Source organism: Sphingomonas sp. So64.6b, assembly GCF_014171475.1.
Classification (GTDB): domain Bacteria; phylum Pseudomonadota; class Alphaproteobacteria; order Sphingomonadales; family Sphingomonadaceae; genus Sphingomonas; species Sphingomonas alpina_A.
The window spans coordinates 2,752,315-2,770,333 of record NZ_CP048817.1 but is presented as its reverse complement, the minus strand read 5'-3'; the positions used below and the strand labels follow the sequence as shown (position 1 = coordinate 2,770,333).

General features: G+C 62.8%; 20 protein-coding genes. 10 read left to right on the top strand and 10 right to left on the bottom strand.

The genetic code is table 11. From position 1 onward, the window contains the following. Positions 1 to 2 precede the first annotated feature (2 nt). Positions 3 to 491 (top strand): hypothetical protein, encoded by a 489-nt coding sequence (locus G4G27_RS13270; protein ID WP_183109100.1) that lies wholly within the window; start codon positions 3 to 5, stop codon positions 489 to 491. A 23-nt stretch (positions 492 to 514) separates the two neighbouring features. Here the strand turns inward: G4G27_RS13270 and G4G27_RS13265 are convergent, their stop codons facing one another. The 4 genes from G4G27_RS13265 to G4G27_RS13250 form a co-directional block, all read right to left on the bottom strand. Further along, entirely contained in the window at positions 515 to 886 is a 372-nt protein-coding gene (locus G4G27_RS13265) for a PilZ domain-containing protein (RefSeq protein WP_183109099.1), read from the bottom strand. Positions 887 to 919: 33 nt separating this feature from the next. Further along, on the bottom strand, positions 920 to 2,566 hold the full coding sequence (locus G4G27_RS13260) for a pilus assembly protein TadG-related protein (protein ID WP_183109098.1): 1,647 nt from the start codon (positions 2,564 to 2,566) through the stop codon (positions 920 to 922). Then, positions 2,566 to 3,024 carry a TadE/TadG family type IV pilus assembly protein gene (locus G4G27_RS13255; RefSeq protein ID WP_183109097.1) on the bottom strand — a complete coding sequence of 153 codons (459 nt, stop codon included), beginning with the start codon at positions 3,022 to 3,024 and terminating at the stop codon, positions 2,566 to 2,568. Before G4G27_RS13255 ends, G4G27_RS13260 begins: the two co-directional genes overlap by 1 nt. Before the next feature lie 99 nt (positions 3,025 to 3,123). Further along, on the bottom strand, positions 3,124 to 3,852 hold the full coding sequence (locus G4G27_RS13250; RefSeq protein WP_183109096.1) for a hypothetical protein: 729 nt from the start codon (positions 3,850 to 3,852) through the stop codon (positions 3,124 to 3,126). 183 nt (positions 3,853 to 4,035) lie between these two features. Between G4G27_RS13250 and G4G27_RS13245 the strand changes: the two genes are divergently transcribed. Next, entirely contained in the window at positions 4,036 to 4,491 is a 456-nt protein-coding gene (locus G4G27_RS13245) for a hypothetical protein (protein WP_183109095.1), read from the top strand. Between the two features lie 421 nt (positions 4,492 to 4,912). Here G4G27_RS13245 and rdgB read toward each other — a convergent pair whose 3' ends face one another. Next, complete coding sequence (gene rdgB / locus G4G27_RS13240; protein WP_183109094.1) at positions 4,913 to 5,542, bottom strand: RdgB/HAM1 family non-canonical purine NTP pyrophosphatase; 630 nt, start codon at positions 5,540 to 5,542, stop codon at positions 4,913 to 4,915. Continuing rightward, positions 5,539 to 6,255: a ribonuclease PH gene (gene rph, locus G4G27_RS13235; protein WP_034160525.1), complete on the bottom strand. Its 717-nt coding sequence runs from the start codon at positions 6,253 to 6,255 to the stop codon at positions 5,539 to 5,541. The genes rdgB and rph overlap by 4 nt, the downstream gene beginning before the upstream one ends. Before the next feature lie 96 nt (positions 6,256 to 6,351). On the opposite strand from rph, the gene G4G27_RS13230 reads away from it, so the two are divergent. From G4G27_RS13230 to G4G27_RS13210, 5 genes are all read left to right on the top strand, one after another. After that, the gene (locus G4G27_RS13230; protein WP_183109093.1) at positions 6,352 to 6,849 is read left to right on the top strand and encodes a DUF6438 domain-containing protein; all 498 of its coding nucleotides are present in this window, start codon (positions 6,352 to 6,354) and stop codon (positions 6,847 to 6,849) included. A gap of 75 nt (positions 6,850 to 6,924) precedes the next feature. Then, complete coding sequence (locus tag G4G27_RS13225) at positions 6,925 to 7,455, top strand: hypothetical protein (protein ID WP_183109092.1); 531 nt, start codon at positions 6,925 to 6,927, stop codon at positions 7,453 to 7,455. 20 nt (positions 7,456 to 7,475) lie between these two features. After that, positions 7,476 to 8,519 carry a heat-inducible transcriptional repressor HrcA gene (gene hrcA / locus G4G27_RS13220; protein WP_183113783.1) on the top strand — a complete coding sequence of 348 codons (1,044 nt, stop codon included), beginning with the start codon at positions 7,476 to 7,478 and terminating at the stop codon, positions 8,517 to 8,519. A 52-nt stretch (positions 8,520 to 8,571) separates the two neighbouring features. Then, positions 8,572 to 9,117 carry a nucleotide exchange factor GrpE gene (gene grpE / locus G4G27_RS13215; RefSeq protein ID WP_183109091.1) on the top strand — a complete coding sequence of 182 codons (546 nt, stop codon included), beginning with the start codon at positions 8,572 to 8,574 and terminating at the stop codon, positions 9,115 to 9,117. 178 nt (positions 9,118 to 9,295) lie between these two features. Further along, positions 9,296 to 10,525 carry a threonine synthase gene (locus tag G4G27_RS13210; protein ID WP_183109090.1) on the top strand — a complete coding sequence of 410 codons (1,230 nt, stop codon included), beginning with the start codon at positions 9,296 to 9,298 and terminating at the stop codon, positions 10,523 to 10,525. Here the strand turns inward: G4G27_RS13210 and G4G27_RS13205 are convergent. Then, complete coding sequence (locus G4G27_RS13205; RefSeq protein WP_183109089.1) at positions 10,522 to 11,001, bottom strand: vgr related protein; 480 nt, start codon at positions 10,999 to 11,001, stop codon at positions 10,522 to 10,524. The genes G4G27_RS13210 and G4G27_RS13205 overlap by 4 nt on opposite strands. Beyond that, positions 11,001 to 11,438 carry a copper chaperone PCu(A)C gene (locus G4G27_RS13200; protein WP_183109088.1) on the bottom strand — a complete coding sequence of 146 codons (438 nt, stop codon included), beginning with the start codon at positions 11,436 to 11,438 and terminating at the stop codon, positions 11,001 to 11,003. The genes G4G27_RS13205 and G4G27_RS13200 overlap by 1 nt, the downstream gene beginning before the upstream one ends. A gap of 159 nt (positions 11,439 to 11,597) precedes the next feature. On the opposite strand from G4G27_RS13200, the gene dnaK reads away from it, so the two are divergent. Together dnaK and dnaJ are read left to right on the top strand one after the other, a co-directional pair. Further along, entirely contained in the window at positions 11,598 to 13,508 is a 1,911-nt protein-coding gene (gene dnaK / locus G4G27_RS13195) for a molecular chaperone DnaK (protein ID WP_183109087.1), read from the top strand. Between the two features lie 67 nt (positions 13,509 to 13,575). Then, positions 13,576 to 14,691 carry a molecular chaperone DnaJ gene (gene dnaJ, locus G4G27_RS13190; RefSeq protein WP_183109086.1) on the top strand — a complete coding sequence of 372 codons (1,116 nt, stop codon included), beginning with the start codon at positions 13,576 to 13,578 and terminating at the stop codon, positions 14,689 to 14,691. Between the two features lie 306 nt (positions 14,692 to 14,997). On the opposite strand, the gene purB is transcribed toward dnaJ, so the two are convergent. Next, positions 14,998 to 16,299, bottom strand: coding sequence for an adenylosuccinate lyase (purB, locus tag G4G27_RS13185; protein WP_183109085.1), 1,302 nt, complete (start codon positions 16,297 to 16,299; stop codon positions 14,998 to 15,000). Between the two features lie 206 nt (positions 16,300 to 16,505). Here purB and G4G27_RS13180 point away from each other — a divergent pair, with 206 nt between their 5' ends. Then, positions 16,506 to 17,075, top strand: a complete 570-nt coding sequence (locus G4G27_RS13180; RefSeq protein ID WP_183109084.1) for a hypothetical protein — start codon at positions 16,506 to 16,508, stop codon at positions 17,073 to 17,075. 91 nt (positions 17,076 to 17,166) lie between these two features. Here G4G27_RS13180 and radC read toward each other — a convergent pair whose 3' ends face one another. Beyond that, on the bottom strand, positions 17,167 to 17,874 hold the full coding sequence (gene radC, locus G4G27_RS13175) for a DNA repair protein RadC (protein ID WP_183109083.1): 708 nt from the start codon (positions 17,872 to 17,874) through the stop codon (positions 17,167 to 17,169). Positions 17,875 to 18,019: the final 145 nt, after the last annotated feature.

The following is an 18,019-nucleotide window of genomic DNA, read 5'->3' as shown; positions in this document are numbered from 1 at the left end:
TTATGGCACGCGCGATCACGCTCAAATCGCCGCTCGATCCGGTCGCGCTCGCGACCAGGCTCAAGACCGTACTCGGCGGTCGCGACAGGCAAGTGAAGGCGGCTTGCGTGACCGGGCAAGGGACGGATCAAAGCATGATGCTGTTCTATTTTCGGCCCAATGTTCAGAACAGCTTCGCCAGCAACCTGACCGCGACCATGGAGCCTGACGGCGGCGGCACGCGGATCGAAGGCCGGATCGGCACGCCGCGCAGCGCGACCGTTTTCCTGGGCTGCTGGTTCGGATTTCTCACGGTGTTTCTGGCGCTCGCCGGCGGCGGGATGATCGCAGCGGGCACGCCGTTCGGCGACGCATGGCCGATGATCGCGATACCGCTCGGCATGATGGCGTTCGGCGGCTTGCTCTACCGGCTCGGCACCTGGACCGCGAAGAAGGACGAGGCGGCAATCCTCGCGTTTCTGGCCGATACGGTGTCGGCACGGCCGGTCTAGGGTTATTCGAGGCAGGGCTGTGTTCAGCCTGTCCGCAGGCGGACCCGGCGCTCATGGCTGTTATGGTCAGCATGGGTTCCCATGCCGATCACATGTGTCACGATCGCCGGGTGAAGCGCGGTGCTGAAGCGGAACCCGGCATGGCCCTCTCGGCTCCACACCGTGGTCGATGACAGCGGCCTGAACCCGGGAATGATGATCATCGTGGTGCGGCCCGGCTGCATCGCGAAGCCAGCCCAGATCCGGCATCCGAGCGTGGAGATATCGATCAGTTCGACATCCATCGCGCATGAACTCGGTTCACGCACCTTGACCGGAAGGCTGATCGGCAGCCGAAGCGATCGTTGCGATGCGCGACTGTCATTGACCCAGGATAATTTCACCCGATCACTCATCTCCCGCCCCCCGGCCTTACGGTCCACATCATCTTATCCCACCAGCATTGGCCGGCCACAGCGCAGGCCATTAATCTGTACGTCCGCTTGACCCAGCCGCACGCCGAGCAGGCTGGTTACCTGGTCGATCAGGCCGTCCAGCACCGGGGCAACCGGCGTGAGCAACGCGCCCACCACAGCGGTTATCGGCGAAAGGCTGAGGCCGACCGCGCGCAAGTCGACCTGACTGATCAGCGAGGTGGCCACGCCTTGCAGCACGTCGTTGGTCGACACCGTCTTGACCTGATGCGTGGCGATATCGCTCGCCGAGAAGGTGACCGGCTGGGGCGACACCCCGCCCAAGCTCACCGCCGCCTGGCCCGTCACGTCGACCAGCAAGGCATGAGCGATGGTCGCGCGGCGGAAATCGAGCGGTGTGTTGAAATTGCCCAGTGCCGTCGTGTCGAAATCGGCAATCCTGATTTGCCCGACCGCTGGCGTCACGTCCAAGGTGACGCTTGCCTCGGCCTGACCTGCCGGGCACGAGATCGCCGCCAGCGTGGCCTGTGCCTCGGCCAGTTCGATGAAGATCGGTACGCGCACTGACACCAAGCCGAGCGTCGCGCCACCGGCGATCTTGGTATCGAGAAACAATCGGGTCTGGGCGGTACGGACGATCGTCCTGTTGTCCTTGGTGACAGTGAGCCAAGGCGAGTGTGCCGGACGGTTGCCGATCGCGAGATAGAGCTTGGTCGACAGGAGCCCCGGCAACGACACGCCGAGATCGAGCGCGACCTGGCGCCCGCCATTGGCCAGTTCGAGCACTTCCCGGACGATGGCATACCCATCGGTCTGGACCGACGATGCCGGATTGGCGGTGACATCCGACCCGAGCGGGCCGAGATCGATCAGATTGGAAAGCTTGACCGAGGTGGGCGGCACCTTGAGCGCCATCGACCGATAGGCCGCCGCCGCGGTTGGATCGCTGGTCGTGGCGGCCAGCGCATTGAGGATCTGGGGCAGGGTTGCGGTTGCGTCCAGCGTCTCCGCGAAGGTCGCCGCGCCAAGGTGCAATTGGGTACGCAACGCATCGGAAAAGGCCAGCAGATCGATATTGGCGCCGACCAGCGCGTTATAATCCATCACCGACAGGTTCAGACTGGTGCCGGCGAGCCCCGACAGCAGCGCGCCGGGCAGGCCACCGCTCACCGCGGCGAGGCGCGACCCGATCGAAAAAGAGGCCATATCGGTTCGCGCAGCGGAGGCATGGGCGACGACCGGCGTGGTCGCCCGGCCAAGCAGCACGCGACCGAAGAATAGCGGCACGTCCTGACCGACCGAAATCTTCACCGCATTGGCTGGCGTGCCACCGGGAACGAAGCGCTGATTCACGGCAAGTGTCTCATCGGGGGTGTAACTCCCCCCGACCAGCGTCACCAGATGGGCATTGCCGTTGCGATTGGCGGTGATAACAGCGTTCGCTGCGGCTTGGGGGCTGTTGCTCGCATTGGCTGCGGCGAGCGCCGCGGCATCCGCGACACCCTGCAACTGACGCTCGCCGAGATAGATCGATCCGACATCGACCGCCACCGCCGCGGCGCCGATCGTCATCAGCATCGCGCCCGCGACGAGAACGGTCACGCCGCCGCGACTTTCCCGGGCCAGCGTGGCCAGCCGATTGGGCCAGGTCCAGCGCGCCATCACAGGCTGTCCAGACGAATCGCGGCGCTCCGCTCGATCGTCGGGCTCGGCATGGGCAGGAGTTTTATTGCAAGCAGCGGGTTGTTGCGCGCGTCATAGGTCACATGGACAACCAGCGTGGCGCCGTCATCCTCCACCTGTACGCTTGCCCGCAGCGGATCGAGGCCGCCGGATCGCCGCATGTTCGCCTCCACGCTGCTGGCGGCGATCGTCGCGCGTTCCGTTGGGTTGAGTCCGGCAATGGTGGCGCGTGCCGCGTCATTGGCGGCTTGCTGCACATTATGCGCGGTCAGGAACCAATTGCCGTACGCGACGATGCCCAGCAGGAAGGTCATTAACAACGGTAGCGCCAGGGCCATCTCGATGACCGCGGTGCCACGAGTGCATGCCGCCTGCCGCGCTAGTGCGGCGCGTCCTCGGTAGTTGAAGCGGCTGGTTCCCCTCGTCATGTCGGCCATTATCTGGCTGCTCGGACAACAACGTCTTACTATGTAAATTACGCAAAATGATGAAACTGCGTAATATTATGCTAGCGGGTCCACATCTTACGCGCGCTGTCAAAAGCAGACGGATCGTCCGATTTCGATCGAATGATCGATCGCCTTACGGAATGATGACGCGATTTGCGTGGTCGCGACAGCATGATCAGTGATGAGCAGGGTCGTCATACCGCATGGAGTCGTCCCCTGATTGGTTTCGATCGACCAGATCAATGTCAGTCGATCCCAAGGTGAGCCGGGGTTCAGGGTCGCAGTGCCTGAGATGCGCCAGTTCGACGCATCCGCCCCGCCGATCACGCCGTTGGTCGCGATGTTGATCGTGCGCGACCATCCGCCATCGCCATTTTCTCCCGGCGTGATCGCTACCTGGGCACCGCGTTGCGCGATCGGGGCGTCGGACTGTGCGGGCTGGGTGTCGGGTGCGCTACTGCCGCCGCCGCGGGTCCGATCCGACAGAGCCGCCGCCGGCCGGTCGACCTCAAGCTCGGACTCACCCGACTCCGTCTCGATATGCCGGACGCCGTACAGATCGCTCCGCCCGGACAAGGCGAGCAGGACGATGACCAGACCGGCGATCAGGATGGCGCGGACCTGCCGTGGCATTTTGCACAGGCACACGACCACTACCGAAGCGAAACTGACGGCCAACGCGCCCATCATCATGGCGATCGAGGGCGTCAGCCCCGGCGCAACGAGTAGGAAGAATCCGAACGCGATTTCAGCCACGACGACCAGCGCTACAAGAATCCCCACCGTGCCGATCGGGGCGTCGTCTTCCCAGGTCATGACCGTCTTCCAGCGGACAACAGCGTCCATGTCGGGCTATAGGCGAATCTTCGTTAATTCGATTGCGCCGGTCGCCTGCGCCCGGTTCCTGCTTATACGTAATTCGGTTCACCGATTCTGCGTATAGACGGACTTGGGCATGGCCCGGCCCGGTGATAGAAGTCGTTTCGGGGGAGAAAAGACTTGGGTGAGCGGGTCGCACTGCGCAGCTATGATACAACTCTGGACCGGGCGGGAATCGCTCTGGCGACCGGCGGGCTGCTCGGTGGCCTGTTCACCGTCGTGCTTGTCATTCTCGGCGGCTCATGGTCGCCGATTGCACTGGTTGTCGGCCTGGTCGTCGGATCAGTCATCTCAGCGATGACCGTGGTCGCGATCGGCGGGCCATTGTGGATCGTCTGCCATGCGCTGGGCAAGCGCGGCCCTGTCGCGGCGGCATCGGTCGGCGCGGTCGCCGGCCTGGCGCTGTTCCTTGGCGGACAGACCTATGGCTTCGGGCTGTTCGACATGCCCGTCACCGATGCCAGCACCTTGATGTTCCGCTGGTTGAGCGGCATCGCGACGAGCCTGATCCTTGCCGGCATGTCGGCGGCGATCGGGCTGGCGATGTGGCGTGTGGCATATCGGCGTATCGCCTGAATCCCTCTCCCGATCGGCGAGGTTTTTTAGAGCATCAAGCGTTATATCGGGCGCATGGACAGCGCCTCTGACATGGGCGAGACCATTACGCTGGTGGCCCGGTGGCAATCCTGTTTTCCGACAATAAGAAAGAGCGCATCGATATCAGGTCCGGCAAGGAATAACGTGCCCGATCCCGTGTGACAGTTGAATCGCCGCCGGCGACAAGACCGTGAGGACAGCGCTTAAGGGAAGGGCGGCGGGAGATATGGGACACCCATTGTTGTATATCCCCTTCCGCGCTTTCTTCGCGAGCGCCATGCGCATAGTATTATTATATATCAAATACTTAACCGGCTACCATGCTATCACTAAGCCTCGATATCGCTTCGCCACAGCGATCGCCGCCCAGCGGAAACGAATCGGGTAAACGTCCCATGCTCTAAAGGACTGCCGCAACCATTTGCCGGAAAGCGTCGGCGCGGTGGCTGATTGCATGTTTGGCTTGCGGATCCATCTCACCAAAGGTTTCGCCGCCGCCATCCGGCAGGAACATCGCGTCATAGCCGAAACCGTTCTCGCCGCGCGGCGGCCAGACGAGCGTCCCGTCAACCCGGCCTTCGAACCATTCGACATGGCCGTCGGGCCAGGCGAGGGCGAGCGCACAGACGAAATGCGCGTCACGCCCTGTCTCCGGCTCCAGCGCGTCGAGCCGGTCGTTGACCAGACTCATTGCGAGGCCGAAGTCGCGGGTTTCACCGGCCCAGCGCGCGGAAAAAATGCCGGGATCACCGTTCAGCGCGTCGACACAGAGGCCGCTATCGTCGGCGAGCGCGGGCAGGCCGGAAAGATCGGCCGCTTGCAATGCCTTCAGTTCGGCATTGGCGACGAAGGTGGTGCCGGTTTCCTCCGGCTCGGGCAAGTCGAGATCGGCCGCCGAGATCGGTTCGATGCCGTACGGCCCGAGCAGATCGCGGATTTCGCGTACCTTGCCGGCATTGTGGCTGGCGATCACCAGCTTGCCGGGAGCAAGCTTGCGGATCGCCTGGGGTTCGTCACCTTCACCGCTCATTTTGCCACAGCCTTCGCTTGTGCTGCGAAGATGTCCGCGCAGCCGATGCGTGCCAAACGCAGCAGACGCAACAAGGCTTCCTCATCATAGGTCGCGCCTTCGGCGGTCGCTTGTGCCTCGGCGATATTGCCGTTTTCGAGCAGCACGAAATTGGCGTCGGCGTCGGCGTTCGAATCCTCGTCATAGTCGAGATCGAGCACTGGCGTACCCTGATAGATGCCACACGACACCGCCGCGACCTTCTGAGTCAGTGGATCGGCGGTCAGCTTGCCTTCGGCCATCAGCCCGTCGATCGCGAGACGCAACGCGACCCATGCGCCGGAGATCGACGCGGTCCGCGTGCCGCCATCGGCCTGGATCACGTCGCAATCGAGCGTGATCTGACGCTCGCCGAGCAGCTTCAGGTCGGTCACTGCGCGCAAGCTGCGCCCGATCAGGCGCTGGATTTCCTGCGTGCGGCCCGATTGCTTGCCCTTGGCTGCTTCACGACTGCCGCGAGTGTGCGTCGCGCGAGGCAGCATGCCATATTCGGCGGTGACCCAGCCCTCGCCCTTGCCGCGCATCCATGGCGGCAGGCGCTCCTCGACCGAGGCCGTCACCAGCACCTTGGTATCGCCGAAACCGATCAGCACCGATCCCTCGGCATGGCGGGTAAAGCGCGGTTCGATCGTGATCGTGCGCATCTGATCGGGGGTGCGGCCGGATGGGCGCATAATTGTTCTCCAGAAAACGGGTCGGCCCGCACCTAGACGCGTCGCCTCGAACGCGCCAGTGTCGTGCGCTGTTTCGAACCGTCTGAGGAAACCCCGATGCGATCGACCGTCCTGCGAGCCCTGTTGCTCTCCGCGTTCCTGCTGGCCGGATGCAAGGCGGCGCCCAAGCCGACCGAACCGCAAGCCGTTGAGCCGCAGACCATCGAGTACGAAACCGCGCCTTGTTACGGCCTGTGCCCGGTCTATCGCGTGACGGTCGCGTCGGACGGGGCCGGAATCTTCACGGGCATGCAGCACACGGCGGTCACCGGCGACCGCAAATTCGTGGTCACGCGAGACCAGTTCGTCGCCTTCGCCAAGGCACTCGCGCCCTACCGGCCTAAGGGCACGCGCAACATCACCCCGGGCCAGCCCGATTGCGTCGATGGGGCGACCGACATGCCCAGCGTGGACGTGCAATGGAAATCGGGCGCAGCGACCGACAAGCTGACGCTTTATTACGGTTGCAACCTGGAAACCGGAAAGCCGATGGCGGAAGCGTTGCGCATGGCGCCCGAGGCGCTGCCGATCGCCAACTTCATCGGCAAGCGTTGAGCCATGCCGCGCAATGGCCACACACGGTACGTAACGAATGGTTGGATCGGGTCGTTGCCCGTCTCATCAGCGTTAATGGCACTCATTGTCGGGTGCGCGACGTCCCATCCATCTGACCAGCCCAATCCCGCTGCCGTGTCGATCGTTCGCGGTGCTCCTTTCGCGTCCTATGGCATCGCCGCTGACCGCCTCCATGACGCGCGGATCGACATCGAGTCGCTTAACTGTCGTCACAATATTGGATGCCGGCAGTTCCGGTTATCGCTCGACCACAATGGCAGAGGGGAGATGAGATTTGATCGAGGAGGCGTTCCGCAGGTTCGTTATCTTATTCTGACTCCTTATGATTTCCGCCGACTGCAGATCGTTCTGGAACCATTGCGACCGGGCGGCACTGTGCCGGTAGCGTCTATCGAGCGGTGCCCCAACTGCAGCCCAAACACCGAGTCCACAGTGATTTCCTGGCAATCGGATCATTCCGCCGTACAGCGATTCAGTTATCGGCATGACATGTCGAGGATGGTGGAAGATATCGACGGTCCGATTTTGGCCGCGCAGAATATGCTGCTCGGTGTCCTTGCGCCCGACATCTTGGTGTCGCGGTAAACCAGAACCATATGACAAGCATGTCCGCACCCCCGATCAGCGACCTCAACGACCGCGCCCGCGATGTTTTTCGCGTGGTGGTCGAGAGCTATCTCGATACCGGCAGCCCGATCGGGTCGCGCACCATTGCGCAATTGTCCGGGCTTAACCTGTCGCCCGCGTCGATTCGCAACGTGATGCAGGATTTGGAAGAGCTCGGTCTGCTTGCGGCACCGCATACCAGTGCGGGGCGGATGCCGACCGAGATCGGCTTGCGACTGTTCGTCGATGGCATGATGCACGCGCTCGAACCCTCGGCCGAGGAGCGCGCCGCGATCGAATCGCGCGTCTCGCAGGTCGGACCGGTCGAGGAAGCGCTCGCCGCGACCACTGCAGCGCTGTCAGGCCTGTCGGCCTGTGCCGGGCTGGTGATGGTGCCCAAGCGCGAGCTGGTGTTGCGGCAGATGAGTTTCGTGCCCCTGTCGGCGGACAAGGCGCTGGCGGTGCTGGTCAGTGAGGATGGCGCGGTCGAGAATCGCGTGGTCGGCCTGCCGATGGGGGTAACGTCTTCCGCCTTGGTCGAGGCGGGCAATTACATGACGGCGATGTTGTCGGGGATGACGCTGACTCAGGCACGGGCACGGATCGAGCGCGAGATTGGCGAGGAGCGTGCTTTGCTCGACAGCGTCGCCCGCACGCTGATCGACCAGGGGCTCGCCGTGTGGAGCGAGGATGGCGACCGGCGTCCGGTGCTGATCGTGCGCGGGCAAGGGCGGTTGATCGATGCCGCCGCTGCCGCCGACCTCGAACGCATCGGCATCTTGCTCGACGACCTTGAAGGCAAGCAGGAGATCGCCCATCTGCTCGACAGCGCAAGCGCGGGGGATGCGACGCGGATCTTCATCGGGGCGGAGAACAAACTCTTCTCATTGTCTGGATCCTCGGTCATCGCCAAACCGTTTCGTGGGCTCGACGGGCGCGTCGTCGGCGTGGTCGGGGTCATTGGCCCGACAAGGTTGAACTATGCGCGGGTTGTGCCAATGGTTGATTTTACCGCCGCCACACTGGCGCGGTTGATGAGTTGAAAGCCGGAATCTGGCGAACGGCCAGAATTCCTGACAGGATTGAAGCGAAGACATGATCGAAGACGAAAAGACCGAAGCGACCGAGACGATCGACATGGCGGAAACCACCCCGGCTGCATCGGACCCGATCGCCGAGGACCGCCTGGCCAGGCTTGAGGCCGAATTGGTCGAGGCCAAGTCCGGGCTGCTCTATGCTCATGCAGAAGCGCAGAACGTGCGCCGCCGCGCCGAGAAGGAAGCTGCCGACGCTCGCGCCTATGCCGCGACGGCGTTCGCGCGCGATCTCCTGTCGGTGGCTGACAATCTCTCGCGCGGGCTCGATGCGATCCCGGCCGAGTTGCGCGACGACGAAAAGATGAAGGGTCTGGTTGCAGGTCTTGAAGCGACCGGCCGTGAGCTCGAATCGGTATTCCAGCGTCATGGCATCACGAGGATGACGGTGCTGGGCGAAACACTCGACCCCAACCGTCACCAGGCGATGTTCGAAGTGCCGAGCGACGAGAAGCCGGGCACCGTCGTGCAGGAAATGCAGGCGGGGTATATGATCAAGGACCGGCTGCTGCGTCCGGCGCTGGTTGGCGTCGCGAAGGCGGGGTGAGTTTTCTTAAGCCCCTCCCTTTCAAGGGAGGGGTTGGGTGGGTGCGCGCGTCTGCGCGCTCAAAAGGAATCGCTTCACCAAGCTTCGGAGCGCCGAAGCGGGCATCGAGCCCGCTCCGGCGCTGCCCCACCCCTTGCCCCTCCCCTGAAGGGGAGGGGAATGAAGTTTGGAGGTCCGCATGCCGATCAACCCCAATCTCACCACCGATCGCCCGACCTTCGTCACGCATCTCGAATGCTCGCTGACCGGTGAGCGTTATGAGGCGGACCAGCTTCACGGCCTGTCACGAGCCGGGCGTCCCTTGCTGGTGCGCTACGACCTCCCGTCGATCCGCGCCACCGCGCCGCGTGCGATGATCGCGGCGCGGCCGACCGATTTGTGGCGCTGGCGTGAGCTGCTGCCGGTGCGGCGCACTAGCGACATCGTCAGCCTGGGCGAGATCGAGACGCCGCTGGTGCCGATCCCCAAATCCGGCGGCCCGAAAGTGCTGGTCAAGGATGAAGGCCGGCTGCCGACCGGATCTTTCAAGGCGCGCGGGCTGGTCATGGCGGTGGCGATGGCCAAGGCGCTCGGCATCAAAAAGATCGCGATGCCGACCAATGGCAATGCCGGTGCGGCGCTTGCCGCCTATGCGACGCGTTGCGGGATCGAGACGATCGTCTTCTGTCCCGACGACACGCCTGAGATCAACGTGCGGGAGATCGCCGCGCAAGGTGCGCGCGTCTATCGCGTCAACGGGCTGATCGACGATTGTGGCACGATTGTCGGCAAGGGGGCGGCGGAAGGCCTGTGGTTCGACTTTTCGACCCTTAAAGAACCGTATCGGATCGAGGGCAAGAAGACGATGGGGCTGGAACTGGCCGCACAGTTCGGCTGGAAGCTGCCGCAGGCGATCTTCTATCCGACCGGTGGCGGCACCGGCTTGATCGGCATGTGGAAAGCATTCGCCGAAATGGAGGCGCTGGGCTGGATCGGATCCGAGCGGCCCAAGATGTTCGCGATCCAGTCATCGGGCTGTGCACCAATCGTCCGCGCGTTCGAAGCGGGTGAGGAACATGCCGAGCGCTGGGAAGATGCGCATACCGTCGCCGCCGGCATCCGGGTGCCGAAAGCGGTCGGTGATTTCCTGATCCTGCGCGCGGTGCGCGAAAGTGGCGGCCGGGCGATGGCGGTGGGTGATCCGGCGATCCTGCAGGCGGTCGAGGACGCCGCGTTGAAGGATGGTCTGTTGATGTGCCCCGAAGGCGGCGCAACGCTCGCGGCGTATCGCGAGGCGCTGCGGCTTGGCCTAGTGGATGAAGATGAGAGCACGGTGCTGTTCAACTGCGCGACCGGATTGAAATATCCGATGGCGGATGCGTCCAAGACGCTGGACCGACATGGCGAGATCGACCTGGCGGGCCTCTAAGTCGGCCCGCCAAATGCCCCTGCGGTCCCGAACGGCAAAATTGTTTCATAGCGCGCCAGATCGGGTGCCCCTGTCACGCTACAGCCGCACCGCAGCAGAAACGCATGACGCACGATTTCCGCCTGTTGTTCGATGCCGTAAAGGTTGAGCGGCAGGCCGGGCCGAATCGCATAATCGTAACGGCAGAAGGGATGGCGTGCGATCGGCAGGATGACGCCGCGCTGATGCTGCCACACATGCGTCATCTCATGAATGAACAGCCCTTGTTCGCCGAGCGGAGCGGCGGCGAAATCGTCGCGGTAAAGGCTGCTTTTGGGATGGAAGTGGATATTGCCGGTTGGCGCCATCACCGTTTCGCGCGGTTGGAAGAACATCCATTTGCGCCGCGCAATGCGCACCGGGCCATAATCGATCGCGGTGCCGAAGACGGTTCGGGCGAGTGCGATCTCGCCTGACGTGAGCAGGCGGTCAGTCATTATTCGGGCGCCGGATCGCCCGCGCCGATCGCCACCGCTTTATATTGGACGCGCTGGCCGTTGGTGAAGGTGAAGGTCAGCGGCACGGTCGATCCGCGTTTGATGCCGGGATTGACGTCGAACAGCATGACATGCTTGCCACCGGGTGCGAACGTCAGCGTCCCCTGCGCGGGCAAGGGCAGGCTGGCGATCGGCTTCATCGTCATGCTGGCGCCCGATTTCATCGATTCGTGCATCTCGGTCTTGATCGCGACGGTGGTGCCGACCTCCATCAGGGTCGCGTCTTCAGCGCCGCCATGGAGCGTGAAATAGGCCGCTGCCGGGTTGCCCTTGACCGCAGCGAGGCGGACATAGGCGTCGTGTGCCTCGATTTCCGCGGGGGGAGAGCAAGCGCTGAGCGCCAGCGCGGCAGCGGGAAGCAGGATCGCAAGGCGCATCATATTCTCTCAGTTCGGGAAAACTGTCTCTCAACTACGCAACCGAAAATCTTGCGGCAAGCGAAAGCCCCCCTATATCGCCTTCTGTAACGTATCGTGTCCTGAACATCGGGGCGCGGTCGAGAGTCAATTTTAGAACGACGGGGGTCAGAGGACCAAATGGCTAAAGTAATCGGTATCGATCTGGGCACGACCAATAGCTGCGTTTCCGTGATGGAAGGCGGCAAACCCAAAGTGATCGAAAATGCGGAAGGCGCGCGCACCACGCCGTCGATCGTCGCGTTCGCCAAGGATGGCGAGCGACTGGTCGGCCAGCCGGCCAAGCGCCAGGCAGTGACGAATCCGGAAAACACCATCTTTGCGGTGAAGCGCCTGATCGGTCGCCGCTTCGACGACCCGGTGACCAAGAAGGACACCGAGTTGGTGCCCTATACCATCGTCAAGGGCGCCAATGGCGACGCTTGGGTGCAGGCCGGCGGCAAGGATTATTCGCCGTCACAGATCAGCGCCTTCACGCTGCAGAAGATGAAGGAAACCGCTGAGGCCTATCTCGGTGAGACGGTGACCCAGGCGGTCATCACCGTTCCTGCTTACTTCAACGACGCCCAGCGTCAGGCGACCAAGGATGCCGGCCAGATTGCCGGGCTCGAAGTGCTGCGCATCATCAACGAGCCGACTGCGGCGGCGCTCGCTTACGGACTCGACAAGGACAGCAACAAGACGATCGCGGTCTATGACCTTGGCGGCGGCACGTTCGACATCTCGATCCTGGAGATCGGTGACGGCGTGTTCGAAGTGAAGGCGACCAATGGCGACACGTTCCTTGGTGGCGAGGATTTCGACGACAAGTTGCTGCGGTTCCTGGCCGAAGACTTCAAAAAGGCCGAAGGCATCGACCTGACCAAGGACAAGCTGGCCCTGCAGCGGCTTAAGGAAGGCGCCGAAAAGGCCAAGATCGAACTGTCCTCGGCGGCGACGACCGAAGTCAATTTGCCCTTCATCACCGCTGACCAGAACGGTCCGAAGCATCTCGTCAAGACGATCACCCGCGCCGACCTGGAAAAGCTGGTCGAGGACCTGATCCAGCGTACGCTCGAGCCATGCCGCAAGGCGCTTGCCGATGCCGGCGTGAAATCGGCGCAGATCGACGAGGTCGTGCTGGTCGGCGGCATGACGCGCATGCCCAAGGTGCGTCAGGTCGTGAAGGATTTCTTCGGCAAGGAACCGCATTCGGGCGTCAACCCGGATGAGGTCGTGGCAATGGGTGCCGCAATCCAGGCCGGCGTGCTGCAGGGCGATGTCAAGGATGTGCTGCTGCTCGACGTGACGCCGCTGTCGCTCGGCATCGAGACGCTGGGTGGCGTGTTCACCCGCATGATCGACCGCAACACGACGATCCCGACCAAGAAGTCGCAGACCTATTCGACCGCTGACGACAATCAGCAGGCGGTGACCATCCGCGTGTTCCAGGGCGAGCGTGAAATGGCCGCGGACAACAAGGTGCTCGGCCAGTTCGATCTGGTCGGTATCCCGCCCGCGCCGCGCGGCGTGCCGCAGATCGAGGTCACGTTCGACATCGACGCCAACGGCATCGTCAACGTATCGGCGCGTGACAAGGGCACCGGCAAGGAGCAGCAGATCCGCATCCAGGCCTCGGGTGGCCTCAGCGACAAGGACATCGATCAGATGGTCCGTGACGCTGAGCAGTTTGCCGAGGACGACAAAAAGCGCCGTGAGGCGGCCGAGGCGAAGAACAATGCCGACAGCCTGATCCACACCACCGAGCGCCAGATCGCCGAGCATGGCGACAAGGTCGACGCTGCGCTCAAGGGTGAGATTGAAGCGGCGATTGCCGAAGCCAGGACCGCGGTCGAAGGCGGCGATCCTGAGGTGATGAAGGAAAAGACCAATACGCTGGCCCAAGTCGCGATGAAGCTTGGCCAGGCGATCTACGAGAAGCAGGCAGCGTCGGAATCGTCGCCCGCAAGCGAAGCAGATGCCGAAGCAGCACCTGCCGAAGACGTGGTCGACGCCGAATTCTCGGAAGTCGACGACAACCAAAAAGCGTAACTCAGTAGATGCGTACCCCCCGTCATTTCGGCGCGATCCGGAATGACGGGGAGGGCGGGGGCCCCCTATGACCACCGAAGTCGATTTCTACGAATTGCTCGAGATCGAGCGTGGCGCCGACGATGCGACGATCAAATCGTCGTACCGCAAGCTCGCCATGAAATATCACCCCGACAAGAATTCCGGGTGCAAGGATTCGGAAGGTCGTTTCAAGGCGATCAGCGAAGCCTATGAATGCCTGAAGGATCCGCAAAAGCGTGCGGCCTATGACCGGTTCGGCCATGCCGCGTTTCGCAATGGCGCCGGTGGCGGTGGCGGCGGGCAGGACTTCAATGCGTTCAGCGACATTTTCGAGAATATCTTCGGCGAGTTCATGGGTGGCCAGCGCGGCGCCCAGCGCGGGCCGCGGCGCGGTGCAGACTTGCGCTACGACATGGAAATTACGCTCGAAGAGGCGTTTCAGGGCAAATCCACCGATGTAACGGTCGATGTTTCGGCCGCGTGCGATGCCTGTTCGGGATCGGGCGCGAAGCCCGGCACCACCGCGAAAAGCTGCTCGACCTGTGGTGGCGCGGGCAAGGTCCGTGCGCAACAGGGTTTCTTCGTGGTCGAACGCGCTTGCCCGAGCTGCCACGGCGCGGGTCAGGTGATCGCCGATCCCTGCAACGCCTGCCATGGCGAAGGCCGGGTCGAGAAGACCAAGACGCTGACCGTCAACATTCCGCCCGGCGTCGATGAAGGCACGCGCGTGCGCCTGACCGGCGAAGGCGAGGCGGGTGCGCGTGGCGCGCCGCCCGGCGACCTCTACATCTTCCTGCACATCGCACGGCATTCGATCTTCGAGCGCGAAGGTACGACGCTCTTTGCGCGCGCGCCGATCAGCTTCACCACCGCTTCGCTCGGCGGCGAGATCCACATCCCCGGTCCCGATGGCGAATTGCACAGCATCAAGATTCCGGCGGGTACGCAGTCGGGACGCGAACTGCGCCAGCGCGGCGCGGGCATGCCGGTGCTGCAGGGACGCGGACGCGGCGATCTGGTGATCCGGCTCGAGGTCGAAACGCCGACCAGCCTGACCTCGCGTCAGCGCGAATTGCTCGAGGAATTCCGCGCGACCGAAACGGGCAAGGAGAATCCGCAGACCACAGGGTTCTTCAAGAAGGTGAAGAGCGCCTGGGGATGATTGTGATCGGTAAGTGAGGTTTCGGGATCGTCCGGGGCCGTGACCGCCCCTCCTTGCGAAGGGGCGGGCTGGCCGATGGATCAGAAGGTCGTAATGACCAACCCGACCACCAGCGCCTGAGCCGCAAAAGCCAGCACGCTGCTGGCAAGGGCTTCGAACGTACGCATGGGTCGTCTCCGAGAATGCCGGTTAAGCCCGGCACGGCTCAAATAAGATTATTATGCTGCATCGCAACATTGTTACGCGCAGTCGTAGTTGCAGAATTTGCAATCAGGGCGTGCTGGGCAACTCGGCGCGGGGTAATGGTTAGCTCTGGAACACGCGCGCGAAGATCGTGTCGACATGCTTCAAATGATAACCAAGGTCGAATTTGTCGTCGATCTCGGCAATCGATAATGCGGCGGTGACCTCGGGATCGGCCTTGAGCAGCTCTTGCAACGACAATTCACCGTCCGATTCCCAGACCCGCATCGCGTTGCGCTGAACCAGGCGATAGGCATCCTCGCGGCTCACGCCGGCTTGGGTGAGGGCGAGCAGCACGCGCTGCGAATGGACCAGGCCGCCCATCTTGTTGAGGTTCTTCTCCATCCGCGCTGGATAGACGACCAGCTTGTCCATCACGCCCGTGAGACGCGCGAGCGCGAAGTCGAGCGTGATCGTCGCGTCGGGGCCGATATAACGCTCGACCGAGGAATGGCTGATGTCGCGCTCATGCCACAGCGCGACATTCTCCAGAGCCGGCGTAACATACCCACGTACCATGCGCGCCAGACCGGTGAGATTCTCGGTCAGCACCGGGTTGCGCTTGTGCGGCATCGCCGACGAACCCTTTTGCCCAGGCGAGAAATATTCCTCGGCCTCGAGCACTTCGGTGCGCTGCAAATGACGGATCTCGGTCGCGAGGCGTTCGATCGACGAGGCGATCACGCCCAATGTCGCGAAGAACATCGCATGGCGGTCGCGCGGGATGACTTGAGTCGAGACCGGCTCGATACTCAGGCCCATTTTCTCCGCGACATGCGCTTCGACGAACGGATCGATATTGGCGAAAGTGCCGACCGCGCCGGAGATCGCACAGGTGGCAATGTCGGCGCGCGCCGTAACCAGCCGCGCGCGGTTGCGGTCGAATTCGGCATAGGCCTGGGCGAGCTTCAGGCCGAAAGTCACCGGCTCGGCATGGATGCCATGGCTACGGCCGATCGTTGGGGTCAGCTTATGTTCGATCGCACGGCGCTTGAGCACGATGAGCAATGCGTCGATATCGCCGATCAACAGGTCGGATGCGCGCGCGAGCTGCACCGCCAGGCAAGTGTCGAGCACGTCAGAACTGGTCATGCCCTGATGCATGAAGCGCGCTTCCGGCCCGACATGCTCCGCGACATTGGTCAGAAAGGCGATCACGTCATGCTTGGTCTCGCGCTCGATCTCGTCGATGCGGTCGACCTCGAACGCGCCCTTGGCCCAGATCGCGGCCGCTGCCTCTTTCGGCACTACGCCCAGTTCGGCGAGCGCATCGGTGGCGTGCGCCTCGATCTCGAACCAGATGCGGAATCGCGCTTCCGGAGTCCAGATCGCGACCATGTCGGGGCGGGAATAGCGTGGCACCATTACAACGGTTCCTGAAAATCGGAGTTCTGTTCATCGCGATTCGCAAACGGACTCACGATGAGGCGCGCGTTAGCAGGGACGAGCCGACGCTTCAAATCGTGAAATTATGAACTATCTGGACAATGGGAGGTTGATCCCTGTGAGTGTTCTGGAGGGCGATGAACAAGCCTTCGAGCATTCCGATACTATCTATTCGGAGAGAAATCATGTTGAAATACCTTCTTCTTGCCGGTGCGATGACTATTTCTGTTCCTGCTCTGGCACAGGATAAGCCGGTTGCCGGTGATCCTGCGGCGCCAGCCGAAACGACTTCGCAACCGACAACGCAGACTGCGACCAGCCCGGCTCCAGCCGAGAGCCAGACTGCGCCGGACGCCATGACCGCGACCGATCAGGCCGCAACGGGCGCGCCCGCGGCACAGGATTCGACCGTCGCTCAGCAGGCGCCAGCCAGCGCACCGGCTGATCCGGCAACCGCTGCGCCGGGGCAGGCAGTGGCACAGCAGCCGGCGCCAGCGACGAGCAAGGCCGAACAGGTCGCGCAAGTCGTGAACACTGAATTCCCATCCTACGACAAGGATGCCAATGGCGACCTGAGCGAGCCTGAGTTCGCATCGTGGATGGTTGCGCTGAAGACCGCCAGCGATCCGGCGACCAAGGCCGAAAGTGCCGAGGTCAAGAAATGGATCGACCAGGCTTTCGCCAGCGCCGATGCTGACAAGAGCAAGTCGGTGTCCAAGACCGAGTTGACGGGCTTCCTGTCGCAGGGCGGGTAACCACTAGCGACGGGGAAATGTCCCTCCGGGGCGGCCGCCAAACCTCAGGGTTTGGCGGCCGTTCTGATTCCGCGTGCCCGGTGTCCGGCGGCTACATCAGCCCCAATGCCCTCAGGCTTGAATGGCCGCTGGTGCCCATGATGATATGATCATGCACCGCGATACCCATCCGCTTGCCGGCTTCGATGATATTACGCGTCAGGTCGATGTCGGCGCGGCTCGGGGTCGGGTCGCCGCTCGGATGGTTATGAACCAGGATGATCGCGGCGGAGCCGAGCTCGATCGCGCGGCGGATCACTTCGCGTACATAGACCGCGGCCTCGTCGATCGAACCCTGGCTCATCAGTTCGTCGCGGATCAGCATATTGCGGGTGTTGAGATGAAGTACGCGGACGCGTTCGATCGAATGATGCGCCATATCGGCATGGAGATAGTCGATCAGCGCCTGCCAGTTGCTCAGCACCGGCCGCGCCTTGACCTCGGCCTGGAGCATGCGCAACGCTGCGGCATTGGCGATCTTGATTGCGGCGATCGCGGTTTCGCCCATCCCAGATATGCGTGCGAGCGACGTCGCGTCGGCCGCGAGTACCCCGCCGATACCGCCGAATTCACTCAGCAATGTCTTGGCCAATGGCTTGGTGTCGCGGCGCGGAATGGCGAGCGCGAGCAGATATTCGATCAGTTCATGATCGAGCAGGCCATCGCCGCCATGGTCGTTGAGCCGCTTGCGTAAGCGGGCGCGATGCCCGGCACTGTCACCGGCTTTATTGCCGCTCTGATCGGGGTCGGGAACGCTCATTGTGTTTCGAGGATTACCTATTGATCATCGCTGCGCAATTGCACGACGCGCTTTAGCCTCTATTCTGGCTCCAGTTGTGACGCCATCCAGGAGTATCGAACGGCGTGACGGCTGACCCAGTTGAACTACAGCCAGCTGCTTTGCC